This is a genomic window from Lamprocystis purpurea DSM 4197 (assembly GCF_000379525.1).
In the GTDB taxonomy this organism is placed as follows: Bacteria; Pseudomonadota; Gammaproteobacteria; order Chromatiales; family Chromatiaceae; genus Thiodictyon; species Thiodictyon purpureum.
The window spans coordinates 1-12,932 of sequence record NZ_KB902574.1; the positions used below are offsets into that span (position 1 = coordinate 1).

A 12,932-nucleotide genomic window follows, 5' to 3' on the forward strand; every position below is an offset into this window, starting at 1 on the left:
TTATAATCATCTCGGGGAAGCTGATCGTTTACATGTGACGGTGTGTCATACGCCCGGCAAGCGCGTCTGGGCCAGAGATGATGACGGAGACGGCATTCGGGAAGTGCATGTAAATACCAGCGAGGGCTTTTGGACAGGATTGCGCAATTTTCTCCGCCCATTTCGTGGTGTCAACAAGGTCTATCTTCAGCAGTATGTCGCCATTCATGAATGGGCTCACAACATCAAAATATGCTGCATAGAATTTCTCCGAATGCTGTGTGGCGTCACACAGTTGGCCTCATGAGCCATCCACCCTACAGCGGAGCAGGTTTTGTAGGGTGGATAAGCGCAGCGCATCCACCATCAGCCTCGCGGCCGGCACGCTGTTGGCAGCGGCCACCCAAATTTGGATTTGCTGGGTCCGGAACCCGCGGGTGGAAATCGGCTTCGGGGTTTCGTTATGCTACGGGTTGGGCTGACCCCGAAGGAGGACTCAACCGATGAATGCACTCCCGCATTACGACCCCGACGATCCCTACCCGGAGAGCGACGGACAGCCCATGGCGGAGAACACCGAACAGTATGAGTGGCTGGTCAAGATCAAGGAAAATCTTGAAATTCTCTTCGCCCAGGACCCCAATGTGTTCATCGCCGGGGACCTTTTCTGGTACCCGGTGCCCGACCGCCGCATCTCCGGACCGGTGGCGCCGGATGTGATGGTCGCGATCGGCCGACCGAAGGGCCGGCGCGGTTCCTATAAGCAATGGGAGGAGGGTGGTATTGCCCCCCAGGTCGTCTTCGAGATTCTCTCGCCGGCCAACAGTGCGATGGAGATGGCCGACAAGCTCGCCTTTTACGACACCTTTGGGGTCGAGGAATACTACGTCTACGACCCATCTCCTAACACACTCGACATCTGGCTGCGCCAGGATGGGCAGTTGCGCCGGATGTCCCATCTCCGGGGCTGGACCAGTCCGCGGCTCGGCATCCGTTTCGCCCTGACCGGCGAGACACTGGAGATTTTCGATCCCCAGGGACAGCCGTTTCTGAGTTCAGTGGAACTGGCACGGCGCGCGCGCCAGGCCGCGTCCCTGGCGGAACAAGCGACCGCGCGTGCTGATGAGGCGGACGCCCGCGCTGAGGAGGCCAGCGCACGTGCGGCGCAGGAGTCCATTCGTGCTGAACAGGCGACCGCGCGGGCGGAGCAGGAACGGGACCGGGCCGAACGTCTGGCCGAGCGTTTGCGTGCGCTGGGCATCGAGCCCTGAGCTGGCTGCTAAGGTGATTTCCGGAACGCGCCGCCGCCCGCTAAAGCGTCGGCCTCCGGTTGCGTCGCCCCGGTCACCGGCGGTTGAGCCCGCGTGGGGCGATGTTCTTCGGGAATCGCCTAAATCGCCACCAACACCCGCCCATGGGTCTTGCCGGCGAGCACCCGTTCGAACACCTCGGGCAAGTCCGCGAGCCCGACCGTCCCCGAAGCCAGCCCTTCCAGATTCCGGGGCTGCCAGTCAGCGGCCAGGTGCTCCCAGAGTGTTTTGCGTAGCGGGTAGGGCACGTCGACCGAATTGCATCCCAGCAGGCTGACGCCGCGCAGGATGAAGGGCATGACGGTGGTGTGGAGTTCATGCCCGCCAACCAGCCCGATGCTTGCGATGTTGCCGCCGGGGACGACGGTGCGCGTGATCTGGGCCAGGAGTTCGCCGCCCACATTGTCCACCGCGCCGCCCCAGCGGGCCTGTTCCAGCGGGCGCCGGGCTTCCGCCAGCGCGTCGCGCGGCAGGATTTGCGTCGCGCCCAGTCCCTGCAGCCAGTCGGCGAGTTCCGGCTTGCCGGAGATGGCCGTCACCTGGAAGCCGAGCCGCGCGAGGATCGCTACCGCCATGGAACCGACCCCGCCGCTGGCGCCGGTGACCAGCACCGGCCCCAGCGCCGGGTCCTGCCCGTTGCCCAACATGCGGTGCACGGCCAGCGCCGCCGTGAAGCCGGCGGTGCCCAGGATCATCGCGGTACGGGTATCGAGCCCGGCGGGCATCGGCACCAGCCATTCCGCCGGGCAGCACAGATAGCCAGCAAAGCCGCCGTCATGGTCGAAGGTGAGGCCCCAGCCGGTGACGATCACGGCGTCGCCCGGCTGATAGCAGGGATGGGCCGACTGCTCCACGACGCCGGCGGCATCGGCCCCGCCGACCAGCGGGAAGGTGCGCAGAATCTTGCCGCGCCCGGTCCCGGCCAGGGCGTCCTTGTAGTTGACCCCGGAATACTGGACCCGGATCAGCACCTCGCCGTCCGCGGGGGTGGGCTTCGGCAGGTCCTCGAGACCGGCGTGGTGGCCGGCGGCGTCATGATGGATGCGAAAGGCGGGGTAGGTGGTCATGGTCGGATGCTCCTGTGAAACTGTTGAGGCGATTGCCGTACGCCAACGGTGCTCCCTAACCCACGACGGCCACCGGGATCTTGCCGATGCGGGCCTGCCACTGCGCCGGGCCGGTGGTATGGACCGACTCGCCCCGGCTGTCGACCGCGACGGTCACCGGCATGTCTTCGACCTCGAACTCGCGGATCGCTTCCATCCCCAGATCACCGAAGGCAACCAGTCGCGAGGACTTGATCGCCTTGGCGACCAGATAGGCCGCCCCGCCCACCGCCATCAGATAGACGGCGCCGTGACGGCGGATCGCCTCAATGGCCGCGGGACCGCGCTCGGCCTTGCCGACCATGCCGATCAGCCCGGTCCGGCTCAGCATCTGCTCGGTGAACTTGTCCATCCGGGTGGCCGTCGTCGGACCGGCGGGGCCAACCACCTCGTCGCCCACCGGGTCGACCGGACCGACGTAATAGATGAAGCGCCCGCGCAGGTCCACGCCCTCCGGCAGGCCCTCGCCGCTGTTGAGCAGGTCCACCATCCGCTTGTGGGCGGCGTCGCGGCCGGTCAGCAGCCGGCCGCACAGTAGCAGGCGCTCGCCGGGCTGCCAGGCGGCGATGTCCTCGCGCGTCACCGTGTCCAGATTCACTCGGCGCGCGCCGGCGGTCGCGTCATAGGCGATGGTCGGCCAGTCGGCCAGGCGCGGCGGCTCCAGGACGGCCGGACCGTTGCCTGCGAGCGTGAAGTCCAGATGCCGGGTCGCGGCACAATTGGGGATCATGGCCACCGGCAGCGAGGCGGCATGGGTCGGGAAGCTCAGGATCTTCACGTCCAGCACCGTCGTCAGACCGCCCAGCCCCTGGGCGCCGATCCCCAGCGCATTCACCTTCTCGTAGAGTTCCAGGCGCAGTTCCTCGATGGGGTCCGCAGGGCCGCGGGCCTTGAGTTCCTGGATATCGATGTGTCCCAGCAAGGCCTCTTTCGCCATCAGCATCGCCTTCTCGGCCGAGCCGCCGATGCCGATCCCGAGCATGCCCGGCGGGCACCAGCCGGCGCCCATGGTCGGGACCGTCTTGAGCACCCAGTCCACCAGACTGTCGCTCGGGTTCAGGATGGTGAACTTGGACTTGTTCTCCGACCCGCCGCCCTTGGCCGCGAGACGCACCTCCACCTGATCGCCGGGCACCAACTCCACATGGACCACCGCCGGGGTGTTGTCGCCGGTGTTCTTGCGGGCGCCGATCGGCGGGGACACGATGGACGCACGCAACACATTGTCCGGATGCTGATAGGCCAGCCGCACCCCGGCATCGACCAGGTCCTGGATGCTTAGCCGCGTCTCCCAGCGCACCGCCATGCCGACCTTCAGAAAGACCACCACCGAGCCCGTGTCCTGACAGATCGGCCGATGGCCCTCGGCGCACATGCGCGAGTTGACCAGGATTTGGGCCATGGCATCCTTGGCCGCCGGGGACTCTTCGGCCTCGTAGGCCGCCGCCAGCGCCTGGAGATAGTCGCGGGGGTGGTAGTAGGAGATAAACTGCAAAGCGTCGGCGATGCTCTGGACGAAATCGGACTCGCGGATGGTGGTCATGGGCTTGTTATGGTAGCGGTTGATGATCAGCGGATCTTAGCCCAGTTCGCCTGTCCTGGTACCCGCTTCCCCGCGGGGCCAGCGATGCGCTCGTGACACCGCTCCCGAGATTGGGTAAGTATTCGCCGCGATGTTGGCGAGCACTTTCACAGTCTCTGGAGCGGTGTCACGAATTCCGAGCGGTGCACGCGTTCCCGGTCCGCGGGGTCACGCGTACGCGAGGGCTACAGGGCGGCGATCCGCTCCCGCTGCGCCGTGAGGTTGCTGATCGCGGCGGCGTGTTCCGCGAGTTTGTCGCGCTCTTTCTGCACTACCGCGGCCGGGGCCTTGTCGACGAAGGCGGGGTTGGTGAGTTTGGTCTGGGTGCGCGACACGTCGTCGCTCAGGCGCGCGATTTCCTTGTCCAGCCGTTTCAGTTCGGCGTCCTTGTCGATCAGTCCGGCCATGGGGATCAGGACTTTCATTTCGCCGACCAGGGCCATGGCGGACTCGGGCGCCTGGGATGGGTCGTCGAGCACGGTGATGGATTGGGTGCGGGCGAGGAAGTCCAGGTAGGGGCGGGCGGCCGTGATCCAGCGGCGGTCCTGCTCCGAGGCGTTGGCGATCAGCACCGGCAGGGGCTTGCCCGGCGCGATGTTCATCTCGCCCTTGATGCGCCGCACGCCGAGGATGAACTGGCGGACCCAGTCGATTTCGGCCGTGATCTCCCGATCGGCGACGGCATCGCCGGCGGCGGCCGTGGGGTAGGGGGCAAGCATGATGGTCTCGCCCTGGACTCCGGCGAGTGGCGCGGCCTGTTGCCAGATCTCCTCGGTGATGAAGGGCATGATCGGGTGGGCCAACCGCAGCAGGGTCTCCAGGGTGGTGATCAGGGTGCGGCGGGTGCCGCGGCGGGCGGCGTCGCTGGCGTCGGTGCCGGTCAGCACCGGTTTGCAGAGTTCCAGGTACCAGTCGCAGAACTCGTTCCAGGTGAACTCATAGATGGCCTGGGCGGCCAGGTCGAAGCGGTAATTGTCCAGGGACTCGCGCACCGTCGTGGTGGTGACCTGAAGACGGGCGCTGATCCAGCGGTCGGCGGCACTGAACTCCAGGTCGGCGGGGGCGGCTCCCAGGCCGCAGTCCTGGTCCTGCGTGTTCATCAGGACATAGCGCGAGGCGTTCCATAGCTTGTTGCAGAAGTTGCGGTAACCCTCGATCCGTCCAAGATCGAATTTCACATCGCGGCCGGTGGTGGCCAGCGCCGCGAAGGTGAAGCGCAGAGCGTCGGTACCGAAGCCGGGGATGCCGCCGGGAAAGTCGGCGCGGGTTTGTCCGGCGATCTTCTCGGCCAGGTGCGGCTGCATCATGCCCTTGGTGCGCTTGTCGACCAGTGTCTCCAGGTCGATACCGTCGATCAGATCGATGGGGTCGAGGACGTTGCCCTTGGACTTGGACATCTTGTCGCCGTGGGCGTCGCGCACCAGGCCGTGGATATAGACATCCCGGAACGGGACCTCGCCCATGAATTTCAGGCCCATCATGATCATCCGGGCGACCCAGAAGAAGATGATGTCGAAGCCGGTGATCAGCACCGAGGTCGGGTAGAAGTCGCGCAGCCGCTCGGTCTCGTCCGGCCAGCCCAGGGTACTGAAGGGCCAGAGTGCGGAACTGAACCAAGTGTCCAGCACGTCCGGGTCCTGTTCCAGCGGAAGCTCAGGTGCCAGACCGTGGGTTGCCCGCACCTCCTGCTCGTCGCGGCCGACATAGACATTGCCCTGCGCGTCATACCAGGCGGGGATGCGGTGCCCCCACCAGATCTGGCGGCTGATGCACCAGTCCTGGATGTTGCGCATCCAGTCGAAATAGGTGTTCTTCCAATTGTCGGGGACGAAGCGGATGCGCCCGTCCTCCACCGCGGCGATGGCGGGTTCGGCCAGCGGCGCGATGCGCACATACCACTGATCGGTGAGATAGGGCTCGATCAGGGCTCCGGAGCGGTCGCCGCGGGGTTGCTGCAGCCGATGGTCCTTGACCAGGGCCAGCAGCCCCAGCGCCTCGAGATCGGCTACCACTAGTTTGCGCGCGGCAAAGCGATCCAAACCGATGTAGGGGGCGGGGATCAGGCTGCCTTCCTCGGGCAGGTTGGAGCGCACCGCGGCGTCCGGGGTGAAGATGTTGATCAGGCCGCCGTGCGGTTGATCGGCAATGGCCGTTTCATCGCGGTGACGCAGCCAGACCTCGTAGTCGTTGAAATCGTGGGCCGGGGTGATCTTGACACAGCCGGTGCCGAACGCGGGGTCGGCGTAGTCGTCGGCGATGATGGGGATGCGCCGACCGGTCAGCGGCAACTCTACGAACTCCCCGATCAGGTGCTGGTAGCGTTCATCGTTGGGGTTCACCGCCACCGCACAGTCGCCCAGCAGGGTTTCCGGACGGGTGGTGGAGACCACCAGGTATCCGGTCCCATTGACCAGCGGATAGCGCATGTCCCACATGAACCCGGATTCTTCCTCCGAGAGCACCTCCAGGTCCGACACCGCGGTGTGCAGTACTGGGTCCCAGTTGACCAGACGCTTGCGGCGGTAGATCAGACCTTCCTGGTGCAGGCGCACGAAGACCTCGCGTACCGCGGTAGATAGGCCCTCGTCCATGGTGAAGCGTTCGTTGGCCCAGTCCAGCGAAGATCCCAGCCGACGCAATTGGCCGGTGATGGTGCCGCCGGATTCTCCCTTCCACTCCCAGACCCGGTCGATGAAGGCGGCGCGGCCCAGATCGTGGCGGGTCGAGCCCTGGGCCGCCAGTTGGCGCTCGACCACCATCTGGGTGGCGATGCCCGCGTGGTCGGTGCCCGGTTGCCACAGGGTGCGCTCGCCCTTCATCCGGTGGTAGCGGATCAGTGCGTCCATCACCGTGTTGTTGAACCCATGGCCCATGTGCAGGCTGCCCGTCACGTTGGGCGGGGGGATCATGATGCAATAGGTGTCGGCACCGGCGGTCGGGGCGGGCGTGGCGGCGTCCGGCGCAAACCAGCCGCGCTCCTCCCAGCGGCGATACCAGGCCTTTTCCAGGGTCTTGGGGTCGTAATTTTTGTCCAGCATGGCGCTTACGTCTGTCCGCGGGGTGATTCGAGCAATAAGCGCGAGTATACCCGGCGGAATGGCTCAGACGGCAGGCGGACCCTGTCGAGAAAGGTGCTAAGCGCGCGGAGGTGCCGGCGGCGCGCCGCTGGGGCGCGTCGGGTCAGACCCGCAGGTCTTGGAACAAGCCGATCTCGACCAGCTTGGGGAGGAGTACTTTTTCTTCGTGATCAATGCGTTGCGTGACCAAGTCGAAGACCTCGTGCGTCTCGGCCAAGAACTGATCACAGAAGTTGTAATCGCAGTTCTTGAGCCAGTTCGTGTAATGGTCGTCGAAGGTTGCACGCAGCGGCTTCTCGCTGCTGATGAATCCCCAGGCGAGTGAGTTGACCTTGGGGTCCTCGTGAACCAGCAGGCGTGGGTACACGCCGTGATCAGCTGCCGCGAGATGCCGCCGCATCGTCTCACCCAGGTCACACAAGAGTTCAAATGCGGCCTTGGCGTTGGGACGACAGCGCAGTTGCGCCTTGGTCAGGATCGGGCGGAGGTCGTCCATCAATTGACGCAGCTCCGAGTGGGTACTGCGGAAACGGTCGAGAGTATGCACAGATTGTCCTCTTCTTTATTGATTCACGGGCGCTGCCGTAAGGATGAATCCTTCGATAACACTCCGTCGCCGATACATCGGCGGCACCTTGCTTGCCGGCCCTCACGCGAGCCGGCATGTCCATGACATTTGTCTATTGTTTAGCCTAAAAATGGGATCAAGTCAAAGCCCCTTTATCAATAATAGATAAAGGGGGCCGGATGACCGGCGTTCGCGCACTCGGGAAACCGGTGGACCTTGCGGTGAAGTCAACTGAAATTCAAGGCGTCTTTGCGCCCCGACGTGCGCGGCGCCGCCCGCCGCACCGCGTTCAGCCGTTGATCCACAGATGTACCCCGATGCTCGCGAAATACCCCAACGCGATCGCCGGCGTCCACTTCAGATGTCCGAAGAAGGTGTAGGCGCCGCGCGCCTGACCCATGAGCCCGACGCCGGCCGCGGAGCCGATCGACAGAAGCGAGCCGCCGACCCCCGCGGTCAGGGTCACCAGCAGCCACTGCGTCTGATCCATGGCCGGATTCATGGACAACACCGCGAACATCACCGGGATGTTGTCCACCACCGCCGAGATCAGGCCGATGCCGATGTTGGCGGCAAGCGGTCCCCACTGCAGATACATCACCTCCGAGGCCAGCGACAGATAGCCGACATAGCCCAGTCCGGCCACACAGAGCACCACGCCGTAGAAGAACAGCAGGGTGTCCCACTCGGCGCGTGCCACCGGATTGAACACATCGAAGGGGGTCATGTCGCCCACCCGGGTGGCCCGATCCCCATTTCGGTCTTGCCAGCGCGTGTGGGTCATGCGCAGGTAATAGCCGAAGAACTGGAGATAGCTCAGGCCGGTCAGCATTCCGATGACCGGCGGGAGATGGAGGAACGAATGGAAGCTCACCGCCGTGGCGATCGTGACCAGGAACAGGGCGATGATGCGGCGGGCGCCGCGCTTCATCGCGACCGCCTCGGATGCGGTCGTGGGCTTGTGATCGGGCACCGCGAAGTGCATCAGGATGGCCGGAACGAGCCAGTTCACCAGGGCGGGGACGAAGAGCGCGAAGAACCCGAAGAAGTCGATGAGGCCCTTTTGCCAGACCATCAGGGTGGTGATGTCGCCGAAGGGACTGAAAGCGCCGCCGGCGTTGGCTGCCACCACGATATTGATGCACGAAAGGGTGACGAAGGTGCGGTTCTCACCGCCGACCGCCAGCACCACGGCGCCCATCAGGAGTGCGGTGGTCAGGTTATCGGCGATCGGCGAGATGAAGAAAGCCAGGGTCCCGGTCATCCAGAACAGCGAGCGAAAGCCGAATCCGGTGCGGATCAGCCAGGCCCGCAGCGCATCGAAGACGCGCCGCTCCGCCATCGCGTTGATGTAGGTCATCGCCACCAGCAGGAACAGCATCAGCTCGGCAAAGTCCAGGAAGGCGTGCCGCACCGCCTGCTCCGCCGCCTGGGGTGCGCCCTGCTGGGCGGAGACATAGGCGAGGATGGCCCAGATGAGGCCGGCCGCGATCACCACCGGCTTGGATTTGCGCAGGTGCAGAAACTCCTCTGCCATCACCAGCACATAGGCCACTATAAAAATCAAAAGGGCCGCTAACCCTGCCGGGTGCAGGGTCAGATCCGGGTGATCGGTGGTCCCTGACGCGACAGCGGCGATTGGCAGGAGCAGGGCGAGGACCCCGATGAGGACGGCAGGCAGGATGAACACGAGTAAGGGGCTCCTGAGGATCGGGGCGCGATACAGCATGGCTGTACCATAACCCGAGACGCGGCCTGGGCCAAGCCTGCGGATGTCTGGCGGCGCGGCGCGATGCGTCGCGCGGCGGCTTGCGGACGATGAATGGCCCCCGTGGGAGCGGCGTCCCGCCGCGATGCGGTGCCGCGGTGATCTCGAACGCTGCGGTGACGCGCCCGACCCCATCGCGGCGGGACGCCGCTCCCACAGCGTCGCTGCGCGACTATCACGGGAACGCCTCGGCCTCCAGTTCTCTTGCGGCCGGAGCGATGATCAAGACCCCGGAACGTGACCCGCTCACCGTGGTCCAATTGGCTTAGGAGGTCCGATGAATTACCACCCAAAGCGATCCGTGCCCGACATGGAGCACCACGCAACCGATGCCGCGGCGGTGCTGCACCGGTTTGCCACCGAGGCGAACGGGTTGACGCCCGCCGAGGCGGCGGAGCGCCTGCAGCGCTTCGGCCCCAATCGCCTGACCGAGCACAAGGGCCACGGCCCGCTCCTGCGATTCCTGCTGCAGTTCCACAATGTCCTGATTTACGTCCTGCTGGCGGCGGCTGCCGTGACGGCGGTGCTGGGCCATTGGGTGGATACCGCGGTGATCGTCGGCGTGGTGGTGATCAACGCCGTCATCGGTGTCATCCAGGAGGGGAAGGCCGAGCAGGCGCTCGCGGCGATCCGGCGGATGCTGTCGCTCAAGGCCACCGTGGTGCGCGCCGGGCGCCGCACCCTGATCGACGCCGCGACCCTGGTGCCTGGCGACGTCGTGGTCGTTCAGTCCGGCGATCGGGTGCCGGCCGATATGCGCCTGTTTCAAGTCAAGAATCTGCGGATCGAGGAGGCCTCGCTCACCGGTGAATCCATGCCGGTGGAGAAGCAGCCGGCACCGGTGGCGGTCACGGCGTCGCTGGGCGACCGCACCTGCATGGCTTATTCCGGCACCTTGGTCACCTTTGGCCAAGCGAGCGGGGTGGTGGTCGCGACCGGGGATGCCACTGAACTCGGACGCATCTCCCGGCTGATCGGGGAGGTGCAACGGCTGGAGACCCCGCTGCTGCGCAAGATGGCGGTGTTCGCCCGATGGCTCAGCCTCGTTATCCTGGTGATCGCCACGGCGGCCTTCGCCCTTGGCGTGCTGCTGTGGGAGCAATCGGTGGTGGATATGTTCATGGCCGCCGTGGGCATCGCGGTGGCGGCCATCCCCGAGGGGCTGCCGGCCATCATCACGATCACCCTCGCCATCGGGGTCCAGCGGATGGCACGGCGCCAGGCGATCGTGCGCGTGCTGCCGGCCGTCGAGGCGCTCGGCAGCGTCACCGTCATCTGCTCCGATAAGACCGGCACCTTGACCCGTAATGAAATGACGGTGCAAACGGTCATGACCGCCGACGCGGCGTTCACGGTGGGCGGTGTCGGTTACTTGCCGTATGGTGAATTCCGGCTGGATGACTGTCCGATCGATCCGCTTGTCCAGAGCGATCTGCCGGACCTGCTGCGCGCCGGTCTGTTGTGCAACGATGCCCGGCTTGAACGGGACGCCGATCAGTGGCGCATCGTCGGCGACCCGACCGAGGGTGCGTTGGCGGTGCTTGCCGCCAAGGCCGGGCTGGATCTGAGTCGTGAGAGCGAGTTGCGTCCGCGCACCGACGTGATCCCGTTCGAGTCCGCGCACCGGTTCATGGCCACGCTGCACCATGATCATGCCGGTCATGGCTTTGTTTACGTGAAGGGCGCCCCCGAACAGGTGCTCGCCATGTGCACCCGCGAGCGGCGTGCCGGCGCGGATGAGCCGCTGGAGCGCGCCGCCTGGGAGGCCCGCGTCGAGGGCGCGGCGGCGCAGGGTCAGCGCGTGCTGGCGTGCGCCTTTCAGGCCCTGCCCGAGGAGCGGCGCGACCTGCGCTTCGCGGATGTGGAGACCGGGCTCACCCTGCTGGGTCTGTTCGGGATCATCGACCCGCCGCGGGATGAGGCGATCCGCGCGGTCGCCGCGTGCCGCGCGGCCGGTATCCGCGTCAAGATGATTACCGGCGATCATCAGGCGACAGCGACGGCCATCGCCGCCCAGCTCGGCATCGGGGCCGGGGCGGGTCGGGGCGCCGCCATGACTGGTGCCGACATCGCGGGGCTGAACGACGCGCAACTGCGCGCGTGTGTGAGTAGCGTCGATGTGTTCGCGCGGGTCAGCCCGGAGCACAAGCTGCGTCTGGTTCAGGCGTTACAGGCGGCCGGCGAGGTGGTCGCCATGACCGGCGACGGCGTCAACGACGCACCGGCATTGAAGCGTGCCGACATCGGCGTGGCGATGGGCGTGAACGGCACCGAGGCGGCCAAAGAGGCGGCCGAGATCGTGTTGGCCGACGATAACTTCGCCTCCATCGCCAGCGCGGTGGAGGAGGGGCGCACCGTCTACGACAATCTGCGTAAGACACTGCTGTTCATTCTGCCGACCAACGGCGGCGAGGCCGGCACCATTCTGGTGGCCATCGGGCTCGGCATGGTGCTGCCGATCCTGCCGGTGCAGATCCTGTGGGTGAACATGATCACCGCGGTGACCCTGGCCCTGACGCTCGCGTTCGAGCCCGCCGAGACGCGGGTCATGTGCCGACCGCCGCGCGATCCGCGGGCGCCGATCTTCTCCGGATATTTCCTGTGGCGTACCCTGCTGGTCTCGATGATCCTCGTGGCCGGCACCCTCGGCCTCTTCCAATGGGAGTTGGAGCACGGCGCCGACCTGGAGCGCGCGCGCACCGCGGCGGTCAACACCCCATAGGCGCCAACTTAAGCAACCATTTGATTTCCTGGCGTACTCAGGAACGCGATGACGGCGGCCGGGAGCGTTTGTAAGCGGCGTCGGCGTGGGCGTTCCGTTATCACCTCAAGGCATGCCGCCCAGCGCTCGGGGCGCTGGCGGTGGACTTCGAGAATCCAGGCATCGACCTGGCGGCGGGCGAGCGCCACCAAGCGCCAGGGGGTGACCCGGCGGGGCTGGTCCAGACGGTCCCAATCCGCTGGGCTCTGGTGCTGAATGTGTCGTTCGATCACCAACGCATAGAGCAACTTGCCGAGAATCCAGACGGTGCCCAGTGCACTGTGTTGCTGGGTGCGCAGGTGGTCCAGGTCGAGCAGGCTTTTCAGCCGCTTGAACATCAACTCCACTTGCCAGCGGCAACGATAGAGCGCCAGCACGGCGCTCCCCTCCACCGCGTCCGGCGGCACGGTGGTGAATACCATCATCCACCCAGTCAGAAAGAGGGCCGCGGCGCTCGGCGTCCAGCCCTTGCGCTTAGCGACCTTGCGGCAGCGCTCACGCGCCGCGGCGGCCGCGGCCGGCGGCAAGCGCACGGCGTGTAGCCAGCCCGGACCACTGGTCTGCTGGCCGCGCAGCCACACGGGGACCGTGACCGTATCACNNGTCGCNGCGCGCAGGTGTGCGGCGACGTCCAGCCGTAGCGCGGCGGGATCGTGTTGCTCTTCGTCGATCTCACGCAGGTATAACGGCATGGCCGTCGGCATCAGACGCACGACCACCCACACCTGACGGGCGCTCAGTTCGAGGATCACCTGCGGCTGATTGTAGCCCCGATCGGCCA

At 65.8% G+C, this 12,932-nt stretch carries 8 protein-coding genes and 1 pseudogene; 3 read left to right on the plus strand and 6 right to left on the minus strand.

Annotated elements, in window-relative coordinates; genetic code table 11:
- Both A39O_RS42460 and A39O_RS0131255 read left to right on the plus strand, forming a co-directional pair.
- Positions 1–286 (plus strand): annotated as a pseudogene (locus A39O_RS42460) (hypothetical protein); the annotation flags it as partial.
- A 196-nt stretch (positions 287–482) separates the two neighbouring features.
- Entirely contained in the window at positions 483–1,250 is a 768-nt protein-coding gene (locus A39O_RS0131255) for a Uma2 family endonuclease (RefSeq protein ID WP_020508573.1), read from the plus strand.
- A gap of 119 nt (positions 1,251–1,369) precedes the next feature.
- On the opposite strand, the gene A39O_RS0131260 is transcribed toward A39O_RS0131255, so the two are convergent.
- The 5 genes from A39O_RS0131260 to nhaD form a co-directional block, all read right to left on the minus strand.
- Complete coding sequence (locus A39O_RS0131260) at positions 1,370–2,356, minus strand: YhdH/YhfP family quinone oxidoreductase (RefSeq protein WP_020508574.1); 987 nt, start codon at positions 2,354–2,356, stop codon at positions 1,370–1,372.
- Positions 2,357–2,411: 55 nt separating this feature from the next.
- Positions 2,412–3,938: a fumarate hydratase gene (locus A39O_RS0131265; protein ID WP_020508575.1), complete on the minus strand. Its 1,527-nt coding sequence runs from the start codon at positions 3,936–3,938 to the stop codon at positions 2,412–2,414.
- 224 nt (positions 3,939–4,162) lie between these two features.
- Entirely contained in the window at positions 4,163–7,015 is a 2,853-nt protein-coding gene (locus A39O_RS0131270; protein WP_020508576.1) for a valine--tRNA ligase, read from the minus strand.
- Positions 7,016–7,157: 142 nt separating this feature from the next.
- Positions 7,158–7,601: a hemerythrin domain-containing protein gene (locus tag A39O_RS0131275; RefSeq protein WP_020508577.1), complete on the minus strand. Its 444-nt coding sequence runs from the start codon at positions 7,599–7,601 to the stop codon at positions 7,158–7,160.
- A gap of 310 nt (positions 7,602–7,911) precedes the next feature.
- Positions 7,912–9,351, minus strand: a complete 1,440-nt coding sequence (nhaD, locus tag A39O_RS0131280; RefSeq protein ID WP_211211769.1) for a sodium:proton antiporter NhaD — start codon at positions 9,349–9,351, stop codon at positions 7,912–7,914.
- 316 nt (positions 9,352–9,667) lie between these two features.
- On the opposite strand from nhaD, the gene A39O_RS36020 reads away from it, so the two are divergent.
- Positions 9,668–12,112, plus strand: coding sequence for an HAD-IC family P-type ATPase (locus A39O_RS36020; protein WP_083925015.1), 2,445 nt, complete (start codon positions 9,668–9,670; stop codon positions 12,110–12,112).
- An 8-nt stretch (positions 12,113–12,120) separates the two neighbouring features.
- Here A39O_RS36020 and A39O_RS37350 read toward each other — a convergent pair whose 3' ends face one another.
- On the minus strand, positions 12,121–12,903 hold the full coding sequence (locus A39O_RS37350; RefSeq protein WP_456073038.1) for a transposase: 783 nt from the start codon (positions 12,901–12,903) through the stop codon (positions 12,121–12,123).
- Between the last annotated feature and the right edge of the window lie 29 nt (positions 12,904–12,932).